The organism is Streptomyces scopuliridis, assembly GCF_042790125.1.
Lineage (GTDB): Bacteria > Actinomycetota > Actinomycetes > Streptomycetales > Streptomycetaceae > Streptomyces > Streptomyces scopuliridis_A.
Map to the genome: position 1 here is coordinate 21372 of NZ_JBHTZS010000010.1, position 18936 is coordinate 40307.

An 18936-nucleotide genomic window follows, 5' to 3' on the forward strand; every position below is an offset into this window, starting at 1 on the left:
GACCGGACTAACTCCCCTGTCCGTCACGGCTCTTGCCGCGGTCCCGCGCCCCGTGCAGCCCCGACCTCATCCGCGCCTTGACATCGTCCGGCGGCAGGAACCGGGACCACCGCTCCGGGAACTCCGAGGGCATGTCCGGGTCGGTCACATCGTCGTCCTGCGGTCCCTCCGGCCCCTCCACCGCGACCGTACGGGCCACCAGCTCCGCCGCCTGGGCCGCGCGCAGCCGTTCATTGGCCGCCCGCGCCGCCGCGGTGGCGACCGACGGCCAGACCCGGTCGATGGCGGCGTTGACCGCCGCGCCCACCAGCACGGCGAACGCGGAGACACCGATCCAGAGCAGTACGGCGATGGGGGCGGCGAGAGAGCCGTAGATGGTGGGGCCCTCGACCGTACTGGTCAGATAGATCCGCAGCAGGAAGCTGCCGAGCACCCACATCCCGAGGGCGACCAGACCGCCGGGAACGTCCTCGATCCAGCGCGACCGCGCCGGTACGGAGACGTGGTACAGCGTGGTGAGGAAGGCGATGGAGAGCAGGATCACCACCGGCCAGTACAGAACGCTGACGACCTCCGTGCCCCAGGGGATGAACTCCACGACCCGGTCGGGGCCCACCACGGCGAGCGGCAGCACCACCGCGCCGATCAGGATCGCCACGATGTAGAGCAGGAAGGCGAGCAGCCGGGTCGCGACGATGCCGCGCCGGCCGTCGAGCCCGTACATCACCGTGATGGTGTCGACGAAGACATTGACCGCCCGTGAGCCGGACCAGAGCGCGATCGCGAAACCGAGCGAGATGACATCGGGCCGCCCGCCGTGCGTGATGTCCGCCAGCAGGGGTTTGGCGATCTCGTCGACGCCGCGCTGCGAGAGCACCGTGCCGGCCGCCGCGAGGATGTTCCGCTCGATGGAGGCGACGGTGGTGGTGTTCGTCCAGTCGTCCACATAGCCGAGCAGCCCGATGAGCCCGAGCAGCAGCGGCGGCAGTGAGAGGAGGGTGAAGAACGCCGCCTCGGCCGCGAGCCCCAGGATGCGGTACTCGATGCACGAGTTGACGGTGTCCTTCAGCAGCAGCCAGGCCATCTTCCGCTTGGATACGTCGCGATAGAGGACTCGGGCCCGGTGGAGTCGACCCGCTGGTCGCTCGGGTGTTTCTTTTGCTGCCTGCACCTCCTTACCGTATCGGCATGGCAGCCAGCACCCACACAGTGACCAACCAGGTTCCGCCCCTGGTGGGGTACGACGTCTTCAGCGCCGACCGCGCCCTGACCGAGGGCGTGGAGCGGCACAGCGCGCCCGCACTTCTCGACGAGACCCGCGCGGAGCTGACGGCCCTCGGCCGGACCGCCGGATCCGCCGAGGCGCAGGAGTGGGGTGCGCTGGCCAATGAGAACCCTCCGAAGCTGCGCACCCATGACCGTTACGGGAACCGGATCGACGAGGTGGAGTTCCATCCGGCCTGGCATCAGCTGCTGGGGCGCTCGGTCGGCGCGGGGCTGACCGACGCCTGGGGCCGGCCCGGTGGCCATCTGCGCCGCGCGGCCGGTTTCTTCGTCTGGACGCAGGTGGAGGCCGGGAACGGCTGTCCGGTGTCGATGACGCACGCCGCGGTGCCCGCGCTGCGTACGGAGCCGGCGCTCGCCGCCGAGTGGGAGCCGAGGCTGACCTCCCACCGGTACGAGCCGGGGCTGCGGCCCGCCGCGGAGAAGGCCGGCGTGCTCTTCGGGATGGGCATGACGGAGAAGCAGGGCGGCAGCGACGTACGGGCCAACACGACGCGCGCGGTGCCGCTGGACGCGGCCGGCGAGTATCTGCTGACCGGGCACAAGTGGTTCTGTTCCGCGCCGATGTGCGACGGGTTTCTCGTCCTGGCGCAGGCGCCCGGCGGTCTGACCTGCTTCCTCGTACCGCGTGTGCTGGCCGACTCCACCCGCAATGTGTTCCGTATCCAGCGGCTCAAGGACAAGCTGGGCAACCGCTCCAACGCGTCCGCCGAAGTGGAGTTCGACGGGACGTGGGCGCGCCGGGTCGGTGAGGAGGGCCGCGGGGTGCGCACCATCATCGAGATGGTGGCGGCGACCCGGCTCGACTGTGTGCTGGGCTCGGCCGCGCTGATGCGGCAGTCGGTGGCGCAGGCGGTGCATCACGCCACGTATCGCAGCGCGTTCGGCGGCGAGTTGATCGACAAGCCGCTGATGCGCAACGTACTGGCGGATCTGGCGCTGGAGTCGGAGGCGGCGACGACGCTCGCGCTGCGGCTGGCGTCCGCGTACGACACCGTCCAGAACGGCGGCGACGGCGCGGACCGGGAGCGGGCCTTTCTGCGGCTCGCGGTGCCCGCGGCCAAGTACTGGGTGACCAAGCGCTGTACGCCGGTGGCGGCCGAGGCCCTGGAGTGCCTGGGCGGCAACGGCTATGTGGAGGAGTCGGGCATGCCGCGGCTGCTGCGCGAGTCGCCGCTCAACTCGATCTGGGAGGGCTCGGGGAATGTGCAGGCCCTTGATGTGCTGCGGGCTCTCCAGCGCGAGCCCGAGGCGCTGAACGCCGTGCTCCAGGAGGTCGGCGAGGCGCGGGGAGCCGATCACCGGCTGGACGGCGCGATCAAGGGGCTGCTGACCGAACTGGCCGATCTGTCCGGCATCGAGGCGCGGGCCAGGCGGCTGGTGGAGCGGCTGGCGCTGGTGCTCCAGGGCTCGCTGCTGGTGCGGTGGGCGCCGCCGGAGGTGGCCGACGCGTTCTGTGCCTCACGGCTGGGCGGGGACTGGGGTACGGCCTTCGGCACGCTGCCCCACACGCTCGGTCTGGCGGCGGTCGTGGACCGGGCCGGGCCGGGCGTCTGAGCCGGTCCGCCGGACAGGGCCGAGACGCTGTCCGGCGGCAGACCGGGGTGGTGCCGCGCCGACACGGCACCACCCCTGGCCTGTTTTCACTCTCACGCACCAGCCCGCGGTCCGCCAGAGTTGCAGGCCGTTGCAAGCGGGTGCGCTGGATATCCGACGCACCGCAGGTGACCGGGGGCCCGATGAAGGACGTACCGCTGAAGCCGCTGAAGGACAAGGACACACCCCCGCACGGCGTGCCGCTCGATCTGGCGCGGCTCATGGCCATGGACGGTGCGCGGGCCACTCGGCTGCTGCACCGCGTACGGGACGCCGCGCTCGCGGGTGAGCCGCCGCCGGTGGCTCCCCGGCCGGTGATCGAGGCGTCCTGGCGGCGGATGCTCGGGATCGGGCTGGATCCCGAGCGGTCCGTGAACGGTGCGCTGCTGGGGCCGGACGAGCTGGAGCAGCGCCGGCGTGCCTCCGTGCTGAGCGAGGCGATGGACACGCTCAGCGGCTCGCTGCGCGAGATCGTCCACTCCTCGCGCCAGGTGATGGTGGTGACCGACGACGAGGGGCGGGTGCTGTGGCGGGAGGGCGCCGTCCCCATGCTGCGGCTGGCGGACGGCGTCAGGCTCGAAGAGGGCGCCGCCTGGTCCGAGCGGGCCATGGGGACCAATGCGATAGGCACGGCGCTGGCGCTGGGCCGGCCGGTGGAGGTCCACTCGGCCGAGCACTTCGTGCGGGAACTGCACACCTGGACCTGTGCGGCGTCGCCGGTGCGCGATCCGCGCGACGGGCGGGTGCTGGGTGTGGTCGATGTGAGCGGCCCGGCGACGGGCTTCCATCCGACGACGCTGGCGCTGGTGAGTTCCGTCGCCCGGCTCGCGGAGAGCGAGCTGCGCCAGCGGCACGGCCGGGCCGTGGAGCGGCTGCGTTCGGTGGCGGCGCCGATCATGTGCCGGCTGGGGGGCCGCGCCCTGGCGGTCGACCCTCATGGCTGGACGGCGGCGGTGACGGGCATGCCGCCGGTGGACCGGCTGCCGCTGCCGAAGACGCTGCGGGCCGGCCGGCTCTGGCTGCCCTCGCTGGGGATGTGCACGGTCGAGCCGCTGCCGGGCGGCTGGCTCATACAGGTGGACGAGGAGTGTCCGCCCACCGAGACGCCGAGCCGGGTGGTGCTGGACCTGAGCAGGCCGCGGCGCTGGTCGGTCGCGGTGTCCGGGTCGGCGGGCAGCTGGGCGCAGGAGCTGACCCCGCGCCATGCCGAGCTGCTGTACATCCTGGCGGTGCACCGGGCGGGCCGCAGCGCGGCGGAGCTGGCGGGCGATGTCTTCGGCGACCCGACCAGGGCGGTGACCGTACGGGCCGAGATGTCGCGGGTGCGGCGCCATCTGTCGGGTGTGCTGGCGCACCGGCCCTACCGCTTCAGCGAGGAGGTCGAGGTGGAGGTCGTACGGCCCGAGGACCCCGGCGATCTGCTGCCGCACTCGACGGCCCCGGCGGTGCTCGGAGCGCGGCGGCTGCCCTGTCCGTAACAGGCATGCGTGTGGGGCATGCGTGTGGGGCATGCGGGACGGCGTCCGCGACGGGGGCGGGGGGCCGGGCGGCACGGGGCCGCTTACCGGCGCGTCCGGGCGGCGTGGTTTTCTGGCCGGTATGAGCATCTCCGTGACCACCTGGTCCCTGGAACAGACCTCGCCCGACGATCTGCGGCCCGCCGCCGCGCCCCCGGGCGAGGTACGGATCGTACGGGCGGAGGTGCCGTCGGCGGAGTTCAGCCGGTTCCTGTACACGGCCGTCGGCGGCGATGTGAGCTGGTATGACCGGCTCTCGCTGACGCGGGAGCAGTGGCAGAAGACCATCGCCGCGCCCGGGGTGGAGACCTGGGTGGCGTACGAGCGGGGCACCCCGGCGGGATACATGGAACTGGCGGCGCAGGACGGAGGCACGGTCGAGATCGTGTACTTCGGGCTGATCCCCGAGTTCCGCGGCCGGCGTATCGGCGGCCATCTGCTCTCGTACGGAGTGGCCAGGGCCTGGGACCTGGCCGGGCGGTGGCCGGGGACGGAGCCGACCAAGCGGGTCTGGCTGCACACCTGCTCGAAGGACGGGCCGCACGCGATGGACAACTATCTGCGCCGGGGCTTCCGGCTCTTCGACACCAAGGTCGAGGAAGAGGCGGTCGAGGAAGAGGCGGTCGAGGAGGCGGCGCCTGTCGAGGAGGAGTCGCCGGTCGCGCCGTAAACCCTCCCGGCCCGTGACGGGCGCCACATCGTCTCGCTCCGTGGGACGACTGGGTCCACATATTGGATAGCAGTGGACTGCCCGGAGATTTGCGTGCCACGCTTCCGTCATGTCCCGAGCTGGAATTGCCTTGGTGAGTCGGCTGCACGTCGACCTCGGCCGCATGTCCAGCGCCATCTGTCCGGCGGGCTGAGAGTCCCAGCACCGCCGCGATTCAGCGCTCTCCCGCTCCCCCTGATTTTTTTCTCCGGCCTTGCCGCGCACCGCCGCGCTCACGCGCGGGTGCGCGGCTCAGCGCCGCCCTCCCGCATGTCTCGAAGGACGTATCCGCCATGGCCGCCACCCCGGAACAGCCCTCCAGCGCCACGCCACGCCGCAAGGTGAGCCGTCACCGCGGCGAGGGCCAGTGGGCCGTGGGTCACTTCACTCCGCTGAACGGCAATGAGCAGTTCAAGAAGGACGACGACGGCCTCAATGTGCGGGCGCGCATCGAGAACGTCTACTCCAAGGCCGGGTTCGACTCGATCGACCCCAACGATCTGCGCGGCCGGATGCGCTGGTGGGGCCTCTACACCCAGCGCAAGCCCGGGATCGACGGCGGCAAGACCGCGATCCTGGAGCCGGAGGAGCTGGACGACGAGTACTTCATGCTGCGGGTACGGATCGACGGCGGCCGGCTGACCACCGAGCAGCTGCGGGTCATCGGCGAGATCTCGCAGGAGTTCGCGCGCGGGACGGCCGACATCACCGACCGGCAGAACGTCCAGTACCACTGGATCCGGATCGAGGACGTACCGGAGATCTGGAACCGGCTCGAAGCGGTGGGGCTCTCCACGACCGAGGCGTGCGGTGACACCCCCCGGGTGATCCTCGGCTCGCCGGTGGCCGGGATCGCCGAGGACGAGATCATCGACGGCACCCCGGCGATCGACGAGATCCAGCGCCGGATCATCGGCAACCCCGACTTCTCCAATCTGCCGCGCAAGTTCAAGTCGGCGGTCTCCGGATCGCCGCTGCTGGACGTGGCGCACGAGATCAACGACATCGCGTTCGTGGGCGTGCACCACCCCGAGCACGGCCCCGGTTTCGATCTCTGGGTGGGCGGCGGGCTCTCCACCAACCCCAAGATCGGCCAGCGCCTGGGCGCCTGGGTCCCGCTGGACGAGGTCCCCGACGTCTACACCGGCGTCATCTCGATCTTCCGTGACTACGGCTACCGACGGCTGCGCACCCGCGCCCGGCTGAAGTTCCTGCTCGCCGACTGGGGCGCGGAGAAGTTCCGCAGGATCCTGGAGGAGGAGTACCTCAAGCGCGAGCTGATCGACGGACCCGCGCCCGAGCAGCCCGTACACCGCTGGCGGGACCATGTCGGGGTGCACCGGCAGCGGGACGGCCGCTTCTACGTCGGCTTCGCGCCGCGCGTCGGCCGGGTCGACGGCGCCACGCTGACGAAGATCGCCGAACTGGCGGCGGCGCACGGCTCGGGCCGGCTGCGTACCACCGCCGAGCAGAAGATGATCGTCCTCGATGTGACGGAGGACCGGGTCGACTCGCTGGTGGCCGGTCTGGAGGCGCTGGACCTGCGGGTCAGCCCGTCACCGTTCCGGCGCGGCACGATGGCCTGCACCGGTATCGAGTTCTGCAAGCTGGCGATCGTCGAGACCAAGCGGCGCGGCGCCACGCTCATCGACGAACTGGAGCGCCGTATCCCGGAGTTCGACGAGCCGATCACGATCAACATCAACGGCTGCCCGAACGCCTGCGCCCGTATCCAGACCGCGGACATCGGTCTCAAGGGCCAGCTGATGCTGGACAAGGACGGCAATCAGGTCGAGGGCTTCCAGGTGCATCTGGGCGGCGCGCTGGGCCTGGAGGCCGGATTCGGCCGTAAGGTCCGCGGTCTGAAGGTCACCTCCGAGGAGCTGCCCGACTATGTCGAGCGGGTGCTGGGGCGCTTCCAGAAGGAGCGCGAGGACGGCGAGCGCTTCGCCACCTGGGCGGCCCGCGCGTCGGAGGAGGCGCTGTCGTGAGCGAGCGCGCTGCCCCCTTCTACTGCCCGTACTGCGGCGACGAGGACCTGCGGCCGAACGAACAGGGCCATGGCGCCTGGGAATGCGCGGCATGCAATCGCGCCTTCCAGTTGAAGTTCCTCGGGCTGCTGTCCCGTGGACTCCAACGGAGCGATGGAGGCGAAGAGATATGACGGCACCGACGGAGACCGGCGATCCCCGGGCCCTCGCCGAGCGTGCGGGCCGCGCGCTCGAAGACGCCTCGGCCCTGGAGATCCTCACCTGGGCCGTCGACACCTTCGGCGCACGGTTCTGTGTGACGTCCTCGATGGAGGACGCGGTGGTCGCCCATCTCGCCTCCCGGGTACGGCCCGGTGTCGATGTGGTCTTCCTCGACACCGGCTACCACTTCCCCGAGACCCTCGGCACCCGGGACGCGGTGGAGGCGGTGATGGACGTCCGTCTCCGCACGCTCACCCCGCGCAGGACCGTCGCCGAGCAGGACGCCGAGCACGGCCCCCGGCTGCACGACCGCGACCCCGATCTGTGCTGCGCCCTGCGCAAGGTCGCGCCCCTGGAGGAGGGCCTGGCGGAGTACGACGCCTGGGCCACCGGACTGCGCCGTGACGAGTCCCCGACCCGGGCCAGCACCCCGGTCGTGGGCTGGGACGAGAAGCGCGGCAAGGTCAAGGTCTCACCGATCGCCCGGTGGACTCAGGACGATGTGGACGCGTATGTCGCCGAGCACGGAGTGCTCACCAACCCGCTGCTGACGGACGGTTACGCCTCCGTGGGGTGCGCCCCCTGCACCCGCCGGGTGCGGGAGGGCGAGGACGCGCGCGCCGGCCGCTGGGCCGGACGCGCCAAGACCGAGTGCGGGCTGCACGGATGACGGGCCGTCAGGAGGAGGGGCGTTCACGCGTGCCGGAGACGACAGGGACAACGGGGACACCGGAGACGACCGGCACGGCGGGGACGACGGAGCGGGGCGCCACCGTCTGGCTCACCGGACTGCCGAGCGCCGGCAAGACGACCATCGCCAACGCGCTGGCGGACCGGCTCCGCGCCGAGGGCCACCGCGTCGAGGTGCTCGACGGCGACGAGATCCGGGAGTTCCTCTCCGCGGGCCTCGGCTTCGGCCGCGAGGACCGGCACACCAATGTGCAGCGCATCGGCTTCGTCGCCGAACTGCTCGCGTCGAACGGCGTCAAGGCGCTGGTGCCGGTGATCGCACCGTACGCGGACAGCCGTGAGGCGGTGCGCAAGCGCCATCAGAGCGAGGGCACCGGGTATCTGGAGGTGCATGTGGCCACGCCGGTCGAGGTGTGCTCCGTACGCGATGTGAAGGGGCTGTACGCCAAGCAGGCGGCCGGCGAGATCTCCGGGCTGACCGGGGTGGACGACCCCTACGAGGCGCCGGACTCGCCCGATCTGCGGATCGAGTCGCACACCCAGTCCGTACCGGAGTCCGCCGCCGCGCTCCACGCGCTGCTCACCGAGAGGGGTCTCGCGTGACCACCACCGTCGCCGCCGTCACCGAGGGTACGGACGCCCCGTACGCGCTGAGCCATCTGGACGCGCTGGAGTCCGAGGCGGTGCATATCTTCCGCGAGGTGGCGGGCGAGTTCGAGCGGCCGGTGATCCTCTTCTCCGGCGGCAAGGACTCGATCGTCATGCTGCGTCTGGCGCTGAAGGCGTTCGCGCCCGCGCCGGTGCCTTTCTCGCTGCTCCATGTCGACACCGGGCACAACTTCCCCGAGGTGCTCGCCTACCGCGACCGCACGGTGGCCGCGCACGGACTGCGGCTGCATGTCGCGTCCGTACAGGAGTACATCGACGCGGGGAAGCTGCGCGAGCGGCCCGACGGCACCCGTAATCCGCTCCAGACCGTGCCGCTCACCGAGAAGATCCAGGCCGAGCGGTTCGACGCGGTCTTCGGCGGCGGCCGGCGTGACGAGGAGAAGGCCCGCGCCAAGGAACGGGTGTTCTCGCTGCGCGACGAGTTCTCGCAGTGGGACCCGCGCCGTCAGCGGCCCGAGCTGTGGCACCTCTACAACGGCCGGCACGCCCCCGGCGAGCATGTCCGGGTCTTCCCGCTGTCCAACTGGACCGAGCTGGACGTCTGGCAGTACATCGCCCGCGAGGGGATCGAGCTCCCGGAGATCTACTTCGCGCACGAGCGGGAGGTCTTCCGGCGCAGTGGCATGTGGCTGACCGCCGGGGAGTGGGGCGGCCCCAAGGAGTCCGAGACCGTCGAGAAGCGGCTGGTGCGCTACCGCACGGTCGGTGACATGTCCTGCACGGGCGCCGTCGACTCCGACGCCACCACGCTCGACGCGGTGATCGCCGAGATCGCCGCCTCCCGGCTCACCGAGCGCGGCGCGACCCGCGCCGACGACAAGATGTCCGAGGCCGCGATGGAAGACCGCAAGCGCGAGGGGTACTTCTAGCCATGACGAGCACGAGCAACACCGCCACGGAGCAGTTCGCGGAGCGGCTGTCGGCCACCACACTGCTGCGGTTCGCCACCGCGGGCTCCGTCGACGACGGCAAGTCCACGCTCGTCGGCCGGCTGCTGCACGACTCCAAGTCGGTGCTCACCGACCAGCTGGAGGCCGTCGAGCACGCCTCCCGCAGCCGCGGCCAGGAGGCGCCCGACCTGGCGCTGCTCACGGACGGGCTGCGGGCCGAGCGCGAGCAGGGCATCACGATCGATGTCGCCTACCGCTACTTCGCCACGCCCCGGCGGCGGTTCATCCTCGCGGACACCCCCGGGCATGTGCAGTACACCCGGAACATGGTGACCGGGGCCTCCACCGCCGAGCTGGCCGTGGTGCTCGTGGACGCCCGTAACGGCGTGGTCGAGCAGACCCGCCGCCATGCCGCGGTGGCCGCCCTGCTGCGGGTGCCGCATGTGGTCCTGGCCGTCAACAAGATGGACCTCGTCGGCTACGCGGAGCCCGTCTTCGCCGCGATCGCCGAGGAGTTCACGGCGTACGCGGCGTCCCTGGGCGTCCCTGAGATCACCGCGATCCCGATCTCCGCGCTGGCCGGTGACAATGTCGTGGAGCCGTCCGCGCACATGGACTGGTACGGCGGCCCCACCGTGCTGGAGCATCTGGAGACCGTCCCGGTCAGCCATGATCTGACCACCTGCCACGCACGGCTGCCGGTGCAGTACGTGATCCGCCCGCAGAGCGCGGAACACCCGGACTACCGCGGGTACGCGGGCCAGATCGCCGCCGGTACGTTCCGGGTCGGCGAGGAGGTGACCGTACTGCCGTCGGGCCGTACGTCGAAGATCGCCGGAATCGATCTGCTGGGCAGGCCGGTGGACATCGCCTGGACCCCGCAGTCCGTCACCGTGCTCCTCGACGACGACATCGACGTCTCGCGCGGCGATCTGATCGTGCCGTCCGACGACGCGCCCGCCACGACCCAGGACGTCGAGGCGACGGTCTGCCATGTCGCCGACCGGCCGCTGACCGTGGGACAGCGGGTGCTGCTGAAGCACACCACCCGTACGGTCAAGGCGATCGTGCGGGACATCCCGTCCCGGCTGACGCTGGACGATCTCTCCCAGCACCCGGCCCCCGGACAGCTCGTCGCCAATGACATCGGGCGGGTGAAGGTCCGTACCGCCGAGCCGCTCGCGCTCGACAGCTACGCCGACTCCCGGCACACCGGCTCCTTCCTGCTGATCGACCCGGCCGACGGTACGACGCTGAGCGCCGGCATGGCGGGCGACGCCTTCGCCGACGCGGCTGCCCCGGCCACCGCGCCCGACGCGGCCCCGGCCGCCGACGACGAGGGCTGGGACTTCTGATGACCCCGGTGGTCCACGACGTCTTCGGGACGTTCGCGAAGGAGGGCGGCCGGGTCGGCAGCGGCGCCCTCGGCGCGGGAACGGGCGGGGTGGCGCGATGTGCGCGATGACGTACGCGCACCGCACGCGCGCCCGCACCCCCCACCCGCCGTACCCGCACGACCCGTTCCGCCGAAGACCTGCCGACGTCCCGGCCGCGCCCCCGCCTCCGTGAGAAGGGCGTGAGCACCGGGCCAACGAGAGGAACCCCTCCCGTGTCTGTCTCCCGCACCACCGCCCGCCGCGGACTCACCCTCGCGGCCGCACTGCCGCTGCTCGCCGTCGCACTCACCTCCTGCGGCTACGGCGCCGAGGCGGACAAGAGCGAAAGCGCCGCCCCGGCCGCCGAGGGCAAGGCGCTCTCCGCCGACACGGTGAAGATCGGCTACTTCCCGAACCTGACCCACGCGACCGCCCTGGTCGGGATCCAGGAGGGTCTCTTCCAGAAGGAGCTGGGCGGTACGAAGGTGGCGCCCTCGACCTTCAACGCGGGCCCCTCCGAGATCGAGGCGCTCAACGCGGGCAGCATCGACATCGGCTTCATCGGCCCCTCGCCGGCCATCAACGGCTACACCCAGACCGACGGCAAGAGCCTGCGCATCATCGGCGGCTCCGCGTCGGGCGGGGTGAAGCTCGTCGTCAACCCGGCGAAGATCAAGACCCTGGACGACGTCAAGGGCAAGAAGATCGCCACCCCGCAGCTGGGCAACACGCAGGACGTGGCGTTCCTCAACTGGATCTCCGAGAAGGGCTGGAAGGTCGACGCCCAGTCCGGCAAGGGTGATGTCTCCGTCGTCCGTACGGACAACAAGATCACCCCGGACGCCTACACGTCCGGTTCCATCGACGGCGCGTGGGTGCCGGAGCCGACCGCGTCCAAGCTGGTCGCGGAGGGCGCCAAGGTGCTGCTCGACGAGTCGGACCTGTGGCCGGACAAGAAGTTCGTGATCACGAACATCATCGTGTCGCAGACGTTCCTCAGCGAGCATCCGGACGTGGTCGAGGCCGTGCTGCGCGGCTCGGTGAAGACCAACGAGTGGATCAACGCCAACGAGGAGAAGGCGAAGGCGTCCGCCAACCAGGCGCTGAAGACGCTCTCCGGCAAGGCGCTGCCGCCCGAGGTCCTCGACCCGGCGTGGCAGTCGATCCAGATCACCAATGACCCGCTGGCCGCGACGCTCCAGGCGGAGGCCGATCACGCGGTCAAGGCCGGACTACTCAAGAAGCCGGACCTGAACGGCATTTACGACCTGGGGCCCCTCAACAAGGTGCTCAAGGCCGCCGGTCAGCCCGAGGTGGCCGACGCGGGTCTCGGCGCCCGGTAAGCCCAGGACCCGGACCGAATCCACCCGTTCCCAGGAGGTGACGACCATGGCCACAACCTTCGCCAAGGCCGCCGAGAGCACCCCGGCGGTGGACCACGCCGCCCGTATCGCGCATGTCTCGAAGTCCTTCGCGACACCGGCCGGGCAGCAGCTCGTCCTGGACGACATCACACTCGATGTCGCACCGGGCGAGTTCGTCACCCTCCTGGGAGCCTCGGGATGCGGTAAATCGACCCTGCTCAGTCTGGTCGCCGGACTCGACCGGCCGTCCGCCGGGTCCATCGAGACCCCGGGCGGCCGGCCCGCCCTGATGTTCCAGGAGCACGCGCTGTTCCCGTGGCTGACCGCGGGCAAGAACATCGAGCTGGCGCTGCGGCTGCGCGGTGTGCCCAAGCAGGAGCGGCGCGGCGAGGCGGAGCGGCTGCTCGGCCTCGTACGGCTGGAGGGCTCGTACGGCAAGCGGGTGCACGAACTGTCCGGCGGGATGCGGCAGCGGGTCGCGCTGGCCCGCGCGCTCGCCCAGGACAGCCGGCTCCTGCTGATGGACGAGCCGTTCGCGGCGCTCGACGCGATCACCCGGGACGTCCTGCACGACGAGCTGACCCGGATCTGGCGGGAGACGGGCCTGTCGGTCCTCTTCGTCACGCACAACGTGCGCGAGGCGGTACGGCTCGCGCAGCGCGTCGTCCTGCTGTCGTCGCGCCCCGGCCGGGTGGCCCGTGAGTGGCGGGTGGAGATCCCGCAGCCGCGCCGTATCGAGGACAGCGCCGTCGCGGAGCTGTCCGTCGAGATCACCGAAGAACTGCGTGGGGAGATCCGCCGCCATGGCCAGCACTGAGACGACGCGGAAGGACACGTCGCCGAAGGGCACGTCGCCGGGGGACGCCTCGCCGGAGGACAGCTCGCGGACGGACAGCTCGCCGCACGGCGACATGGCCGGCCTGGAGGCCGGACTCGACGCGCTGGACACCGTACAGACCGGGCGTACGCCACTGCGCCAGACGCTCGTCCGGAAGGTGCTGCCGCCCGTCGTCGCCATCACGCTGGTGCTGGTCGTGTGGCAGCTCCTCGTCTGGGCCAAGGTCACCGACGACTACAAGCTCCCCTCGCCCGGCGCGGTGTGGGCCGAGGTGTCCGACGCCTGGGCGCAGGGCACCCTGCTCGGCTATATCTGGACCAGTGTGTCGCGCGGTCTGCTGGGCTTCCTGCTGGCGCTGGTGATCGGCACGCCGCTCGGACTGCTGGTCGCCCGGGTGAGGTTCATCCGCGCGGCCATCGGCCCGATCCTCTCCGGACTCCAGTCGCTGCCGTCGGTGGCCTGGGTGCCGCCGGCCGTGATCTGGCTGGGGCTCAACGACTCGATGATGTACGCGGTCATCCTGCTCGGCGCGGTCCCCTCGATCGCCAACGGACTTGTCTCAGGCGTCGACCAGGTGCCGCCGCTCTTCCTGCGGGCCGGGCGTACGCTCGGCGCCACCGGGCTCCGCGGTACCTGGCACATCGTCATGCCGGCCGCGCTGCCCGGCTATCTGGCCGGGCTGAAGCAGGGCTGGGCATTCTCCTGGCGCTCGCTGATGGCCGCGGAGATCATCGCGTCCTCGCCCGATCTCGGTGTGGGGCTCGGCCAGTTGCTGGAGAACGGCCGCACGGTCGGCAGTATGCCGATGGTGTTCCTCGCCATCTTCCTGATCCTGATCGTGGGTATCGCCATCGACCTGCTGATCTTCAGCCCGCTGGAGCGACGCGTGCTGCGCGGCCGTGGTCTCCTGGTGAAGAGCTGATCCCATGCGCCACACGCACCACTCGTACTCCGGCCACCCCAGAGACTCAGGACACTCCAGAGACTCCGGACACTCCAGGCACCCCATGAACCACGCGCACCCTCCTGTACTGCTGGTCATCGCCCACGGCAGCCGCGACCCCCGGCACGCCGCGACCGTGCACGCCCTCGCCGGGCGGCTGCGGTCGCTGCGGCCGGGGCTGCGTGTGGAGACCGGATTCCTGGACTTCAACGCCCCGTCCGTGCCCCGGCTGCTGGACCGGCTGGCGCTGGAGGACGTACGGGACGTGATCGCCCTGCCGCTGCTGCTGACGCGCGCCTTCCACGCCACGTCCGACATCCCGGCGGTGCTGCGCGAGGCGTCGGCCCGCCACCCGCTGCTGCGGATCCGGCAGGCCGAGGTGCTCGGCCCCTCGCCGCTGCTGACGGCCGTGCTGGAGCGGCGGCTGTACGAGGCGGGGCTCACCCCCGCCGACAAGGGCTCGACCGGGGTCGTCCTGGCCTCGGCGGGCTCCTCCGACCCGGAGGCGATCGCGGTGATCGCTGAAATCGCGCGGGAGTGGCGGCACACCGGTTGGTGCGCCGTGCGGCCCGCGTTCGCCTCCGCATCACTGCCCCGCACCGAGGACGCGGTGCGCGCCCTGCGCGCGGAGGGCGTACGGCGGGTCGCCGTGGCCCCGTACGTCATCGCCCCCGGCTTCCTGCCGGACCGCATCGCGGCCGGTGCCCGGGAGGGCGGCGCGGAGGTGCTGGCCGGGGTGCTGGGCGCCGCCCCCGAGCTGGCGCGGCTGCTGCTGCGCCGGTACGACGAGAGGGCGTCGGCGCCGGCACGTCTCACGCCGCTGGCGCGTCCCGCGTAGGCCACGCGGTTCGCGGGGCACCTGTGACATTCCTGTGCTCGCGTGCGCTGATCATCGTGAGAGGCAGTGGCACGGGGGGGACTGTGCCGTACCGGCACGGATAGGGAAGCTTTGAAACAGGCAGGCGAGGGCCGCCGCGCCCACCAGCACGACGAGGAACTGGGGGCGGCGGTCTCGCGTGCCCAGGAAGGGGACGAGGCCGCCTTCGCCATCGCGTACCGTCTGGTCCAGCCCGGACTGCTCGGTTATCTGCGCGGGCTGGTCGGGGACGAGGCGGAGGATGTGGCGGCCGACGCATGGCTGGAGATCGCCCGCGATCTGGGGCGCTTCCGCGGCGACGGCGCGGGCTTCCGGGGCTGGACGGCGACCATCGCCCGGCACCGCGCGCTCGACCATCTGCGCAGGCAGAAGGCCAGACCGCGGCCTTCCGCCTTCGAGCAGGACTTACTCGAACTGCCCGGCGCCCACAGCACCCAGGACGAGGCGTTCGAAACCATCTCGACCCAGCAGGCGCTCGCGCTCATCGCCGAACTGCCCAGGGACCAGGCGGAGGCGGTACTGCTCCGTGTCGTCGTCGGACTCAACGGTCCCGCCGCCGCCCGGGTCCTGGCCAAGCGTCCGGGCGCCGTACGGACGGCCGCGTACCGCGGCCTCAAACGGCTCGCGCAGCGGCTGCGCGTACCGACTGTGACGGATGAGTCCGCTCCCACGCTGGGGAAGTCAAGATGAACACACACCAGTCGGGCGGCACGGGCGATTCGGGCGGCGCACCGCACGAACCCTCCGTCGAGGCCATCCTCGCCGCCGCCGTACGCGCGGAATCCCCCGCCCAGGAGCCACAGGACCAGGCCCTCGCGGCCTTCCGGGCCGCCCGCGACGCGGGAGGACTCACCGCACGCACCCGTCGCAGGGACGACTGGCGCCCGCACCGCCCCCGCCGGTTCACCGCACGCGCCTGGCGCGCCACGGCGGGCGCGCTGCTCGCGAGCCTCACCCTCGGCGGGGTGGCCGTCGCCACGTTCGGCGTGCCCCACATCTCCGCCCGCCCCGTCAAGAGTCCGGAGAGTCCCCCGCCGAGTACCGCCTCGCCCCCCGCCCCCACCACCGACTCCGGCGGCCCCGGAGGACCCTCCGCCGAGTACACGCCGTCGTCCTCCGCGTCGGCCCCGTCCGTCAGCGCCTCACCCGACGACACCCCGCTGGGCTCCTCTCCCCGGTCGAGGGCCACCGAGGCGCACTGCCGCAACTTCGAGAAGGTCACCTCCCGGGGCAACGCCCTGAACGCGACGGCCTGGCAGCGCCTCGTCCAGGCGGCGGGCGGCGAGGAGCACGTACCCGCGTACTGCGCCGCCCTCCTGGGGTACACACCCTCCCCGGGGCCCAGACCGGAGAACACATCGGCGAACGCACCGGAGAAGACGCCGGAGGACAAGCCGGACAACGAACCGGAGGACCAGCCCGGGAAGGGCCCGGCCGAGAACGGCAAGGGGCAGCAGCAGAAGACCTCCTGAGAACGGTCCCGGCGTGACGATCCGGGCCCGCCCCGCGCTGGGTCATTCGGGGAAGCCGGACAGAAGGGGATCCAGTGCGTACGAGAACGAGGCGGGGCGCGTGACCGGCGCGGCGCCGGACTGGGCGGCCGATTTACCGGACGAGCTGCCTCCGGGCCGGTTCGTCCCCCGCGACGAGCCGGGCGGCTCCGTGATGTGGCTCTCCGACGAGCCGGTGGACGACATCGTCCACTGGTGGGGCGTGGTGCAGGAGCGGCAGGACGCTACGGGCCTGCGGCCGGTGTTCCTGGGATGGCCGGACAGCGGCCCGGCTCCCTGCGAGAGCGCCGATGTCGACGCCGTCGACGGGGAGGAGTGGCTGGCGACGTCATGGGAGGAGTACCGGCGGACCCGCCACAAGCCCCGGTACGACCCGGGCCCGCCGTACGAGTCATGGCCGGGACTCGCTCCGGCACCCGCGAAGATCCCCGACCCGGAGGCCGCGGCCCGGCGAGCCGTCGCCGACACCTGCCCCCGGCTCCCGCAAGGACGCCAGCACCTGAGCCTGGTGGCCACCGCGCGCAGCGCCGACATCCCCGCACTGGCCGGCTGGCCCGGCTCGGCGACCCATATGCGCCCCGCCGTCCTCTCGGCCGTTCTGCGCACCTGGGAGGACCGGTTCGGCGCGCGGGTGCTCGGGATGACGGGTTCGACGCTCTACGTCTCCGTAGCGGCCCCACCGACCGGCCCCGAGCAGTCCGTGCACGTGGCACTGGAGCATCTGCTGCTCTGCCCCGCCAACATCTACCAGAGCTTCAGCGAGACGTTCCCCCGGTACTCCGTGCATCTGCGCGAGGAGCCCGTCTGGTCGTTCTGGTGGGACTGAGTGACGGCGCGGTTGGGACTGAGTGACGGCGCGGTGACGGTGATCAAGGGCGCCAGGTCCGGTCCGGCCGCCCGAGGCACCCCGCCGGTACCGTTCGGCCCTATTCATGGCGCTCATCCGTCCGGAGACTCGAAAGAGCGGAAGGTGATAGCCATGGAATCCAAGGAATGGACCGTGCAGATCCACATCACGGAAGAGGGCAACGAGACGAAGGCCGATGCCGTCCTGACCACCCAGGACACCTCACGTCTCGCGGGCAGAGGCATGGCCCGGCGCAATCCGATCGACCGGACCGTACCCGAGATAGGCGACGAACTCGCCGCCAGCCGCGCGCTGGAGGATCTGGCCATCCGCCTGCATGATGTCGCCTCCGACGACATCGTCGAGCTGGCGGGCCCCGCGGACTCCTCCCGGAGGTGACAACGACCGGCCGTGCTCCGCCGGACAGGGCTTAGTCGAACAGCGTGCCCTGGTGGAAGAAGAGCAGCCAGCGGTCGTCCTTCAGCCGCCACAGTGAACTGCGGTGGGCCCGGCGGCCGTTGGAGTCGCTGTCGTAGGTCAGCTGCACCACATCGGCGGCGAGCCGCACGCCCCGCATCTTGGAGGTGGTGATCGGCGGCGGCGCCGGGGTCCCGCCCTGCTCCGTGAGCATCGCGATGAGCGAGGCGCGGTCCCACTCCCGGCCCGAGGCGCCGAACTCCCGGAAGTCCGGGTGGAGAAGCTCCGCGAGAAGGGCCGGTGAGGACCGTACCGACCGGTCGAGCAGCCGCAGTTCGGCCCGGATGGCGGCGGAGATCGCGGACGTGCGGTCAGTCACGGGTGAGCTCCACCAGTTTGAGTACGGTGTTCCAGTTGCGGGTGGTGGCGGTGACGCCCTTGAACAGGGCCGGTCTGGCCAGCGCTCCGGCGAGCTTCGAGCGGCCCAGGCCGTCCGGCGCGTACAGATACAGCGCGCGGTCGCCCAGCCGGAACTCCTCGGGGAGATACGCGGCCGGGTCGAGCGACGCGAGCCGTTCGGGGCCCACCGGCTCGGAGAAGTAGATGAGATGGAGCTGCTTGCCCGCCAGCGTGTGCGCCGGGAAGGGGCAGGCATCGGTGACGGCCCGCAGATACGGGGCACCGCGCACCAGACAGTCGACGGTGAACCCGAAGCGCTGCTCGATGGCGCGCTCCAGCGTGGCGCCGAGGGCGCTCTCGTCGTCCGACGCGCTGGTGAAGACGGCGTTGCCGCTCTGGAGGTAGGTACGGACATCGCCGTGGCCCAGCTCCGTGAGCAGCTCACGGAGGTCGGCCATCGGGACCCGTCGGTGGCCGCTCACATTGATCCCGCGCAGGAGGGCGGCGTACGTCGTGCTCATGAGCACACGATAGGACGGGAGGGCGCGGCGCGACGGCCGCCGCGCTCCGGCGGGGGAGAGTGCGACGGCCGCCGGACGCGCTGAGCCCGCGGGACGCACCGGGCGCACCGGGCGCACCGGGCGTACCGGGTGACACACCGTGCACACCGAGTGACGGACCGGACATGCCGGGTGGGCCCGGGCCACTCGATGATCTTGAGCAGCCCGGCCGGCCGTCGGCCTCGGTGGACGAGGCGACCGTGACGGCCTCCTCGTCCCGCGTCGGCGACGTCCTGCCCGGTGGTGCCGATCCGGCT

Annotated in this window: 21 protein-coding genes; 18 read left to right on the top strand and 3 right to left on the bottom strand. The window is 71.5% G+C overall.

Annotation, left to right across the window (positions count from 1 at the left end; translation table 11 throughout):
- Positions 1 to 7: 7 nt before the first annotated feature.
- A complete protein-coding gene (locus ACFRKB_RS17505) occupies positions 8 to 1171 on the bottom strand; it encodes a YihY/virulence factor BrkB family protein (protein WP_383106730.1) in 1164 nt (387 codons plus the stop codon).
- Between the two features lie 17 nt (positions 1172 to 1188).
- On the opposite strand from ACFRKB_RS17505, the gene ACFRKB_RS17510 reads away from it, so the two are divergent.
- The 18 genes from ACFRKB_RS17510 (at position 1189) to ACFRKB_RS17595 (ending at position 17702) form a co-directional block, all read left to right on the top strand.
- Positions 1189 to 2841, top strand: coding sequence for an acyl-CoA dehydrogenase family protein (locus ACFRKB_RS17510; RefSeq protein ID WP_383106731.1), 1653 nt, complete (start codon positions 1189 to 1191; stop codon positions 2839 to 2841).
- 182 nt (positions 2842 to 3023) lie between these two features.
- Entirely contained in the window at positions 3024 to 4358 is a 1335-nt protein-coding gene (locus ACFRKB_RS17515; protein WP_383106733.1) for a GAF domain-containing protein, read from the top strand.
- A 121-nt stretch (positions 4359 to 4479) separates the two neighbouring features.
- Positions 4480 to 5067 (top strand): GNAT family N-acetyltransferase, encoded by a 588-nt coding sequence (locus ACFRKB_RS17520; protein ID WP_383106734.1) that lies wholly within the window; start codon positions 4480 to 4482, stop codon positions 5065 to 5067.
- 109 nt (positions 5068 to 5176) lie between these two features.
- Positions 5177 to 5260, top strand: a complete 84-nt coding sequence (locus ACFRKB_RS17525) for a putative leader peptide (RefSeq protein WP_326614601.1) — start codon at positions 5177 to 5179, stop codon at positions 5258 to 5260.
- Between the two features lie 139 nt (positions 5261 to 5399).
- Positions 5400 to 7097, top strand: coding sequence for a nitrite/sulfite reductase (locus ACFRKB_RS17530; RefSeq protein WP_383106735.1), 1698 nt, complete (start codon positions 5400 to 5402; stop codon positions 7095 to 7097).
- On the top strand, positions 7094 to 7270 hold the full coding sequence (locus ACFRKB_RS17535) for a hypothetical protein (protein ID WP_165371890.1): 177 nt from the start codon (positions 7094 to 7096) through the stop codon (positions 7268 to 7270). The genes ACFRKB_RS17530 and ACFRKB_RS17535 overlap by 4 nt, the downstream gene beginning before the upstream one ends.
- Positions 7267 to 7968, top strand: coding sequence for a phosphoadenylyl-sulfate reductase (locus ACFRKB_RS17540; RefSeq protein ID WP_383106737.1), 702 nt, complete (start codon positions 7267 to 7269; stop codon positions 7966 to 7968). The genes ACFRKB_RS17535 and ACFRKB_RS17540 overlap by 4 nt, the downstream gene beginning before the upstream one ends.
- Positions 7965 to 8591 (top strand): adenylyl-sulfate kinase, encoded by a 627-nt coding sequence (cysC, locus tag ACFRKB_RS17545; RefSeq protein ID WP_383106738.1) that lies wholly within the window; start codon positions 7965 to 7967, stop codon positions 8589 to 8591. Before ACFRKB_RS17540 ends, cysC begins: the two co-directional genes overlap by 4 nt.
- Positions 8588 to 9526: a sulfate adenylyltransferase subunit CysD gene (cysD, locus tag ACFRKB_RS17550; protein ID WP_383106739.1), complete on the top strand. Its 939-nt coding sequence runs from the start codon at positions 8588 to 8590 to the stop codon at positions 9524 to 9526. Before cysC ends, cysD begins: the two co-directional genes overlap by 4 nt.
- Positions 9527 to 9528: 2 nt before the next feature.
- The gene (locus ACFRKB_RS17555; RefSeq protein ID WP_383106741.1) at positions 9529 to 10902 is read left to right on the top strand and encodes a sulfate adenylyltransferase subunit 1; all 1374 of its coding nucleotides are present in this window, start codon (positions 9529 to 9531) and stop codon (positions 10900 to 10902) included.
- Positions 10903 to 11156: 254 nt separating this feature from the next.
- Positions 11157 to 12266, top strand: coding sequence for an aliphatic sulfonate ABC transporter substrate-binding protein (locus tag ACFRKB_RS17560; protein ID WP_383106742.1), 1110 nt, complete (start codon positions 11157 to 11159; stop codon positions 12264 to 12266).
- A gap of 46 nt (positions 12267 to 12312) precedes the next feature.
- The gene (locus ACFRKB_RS17565) at positions 12313 to 13104 is read left to right on the top strand and encodes an ABC transporter ATP-binding protein (protein WP_383106743.1); all 792 of its coding nucleotides are present in this window, start codon (positions 12313 to 12315) and stop codon (positions 13102 to 13104) included.
- Entirely contained in the window at positions 13091 to 14047 is a 957-nt protein-coding gene (locus tag ACFRKB_RS17570; protein ID WP_383106744.1) for an ABC transporter permease, read from the top strand. The genes ACFRKB_RS17565 and ACFRKB_RS17570 overlap by 14 nt, the downstream gene beginning before the upstream one ends.
- Before the next feature lie 85 nt (positions 14048 to 14132).
- On the top strand, positions 14133 to 14906 hold the full coding sequence (locus tag ACFRKB_RS17575) for a sirohydrochlorin chelatase (protein WP_383106746.1): 774 nt from the start codon (positions 14133 to 14135) through the stop codon (positions 14904 to 14906).
- Between the two features lie 111 nt (positions 14907 to 15017).
- Complete coding sequence (locus ACFRKB_RS17580) at positions 15018 to 15635, top strand: RNA polymerase sigma factor (protein ID WP_365972844.1); 618 nt, start codon at positions 15018 to 15020, stop codon at positions 15633 to 15635.
- Positions 15632 to 16417: a hypothetical protein gene (locus ACFRKB_RS17585; RefSeq protein ID WP_383106747.1), complete on the top strand. Its 786-nt coding sequence runs from the start codon at positions 15632 to 15634 to the stop codon at positions 16415 to 16417. The genes ACFRKB_RS17580 and ACFRKB_RS17585 overlap by 4 nt, the downstream gene beginning before the upstream one ends.
- 13 nt (positions 16418 to 16430) lie before the next feature.
- On the top strand, positions 16431 to 17282 hold the full coding sequence (locus tag ACFRKB_RS17590; RefSeq protein WP_383106749.1) for a DUF4253 domain-containing protein: 852 nt from the start codon (positions 16431 to 16433) through the stop codon (positions 17280 to 17282).
- 153 nt (positions 17283 to 17435) lie between these two features.
- Entirely contained in the window at positions 17436 to 17702 is a 267-nt protein-coding gene (locus ACFRKB_RS17595; protein WP_383106750.1) for a DUF1876 domain-containing protein, read from the top strand.
- A 31-nt stretch (positions 17703 to 17733) separates the two neighbouring features.
- Here ACFRKB_RS17595 and ACFRKB_RS17600 read toward each other — a convergent pair whose 3' ends face one another.
- Positions 17734 to 18099 (bottom strand): nuclear transport factor 2 family protein, encoded by a 366-nt coding sequence (locus tag ACFRKB_RS17600; RefSeq protein WP_383106751.1) that lies wholly within the window; start codon positions 18097 to 18099, stop codon positions 17734 to 17736.
- The gene (locus ACFRKB_RS17605) at positions 18092 to 18640 is read right to left on the bottom strand and encodes a DUF1697 domain-containing protein (RefSeq protein WP_383106752.1); all 549 of its coding nucleotides are present in this window, start codon (positions 18638 to 18640) and stop codon (positions 18092 to 18094) included. The genes ACFRKB_RS17600 and ACFRKB_RS17605 overlap by 8 nt, the downstream gene beginning before the upstream one ends.
- Between the last annotated feature and the right edge of the window lie 296 nt (positions 18641 to 18936).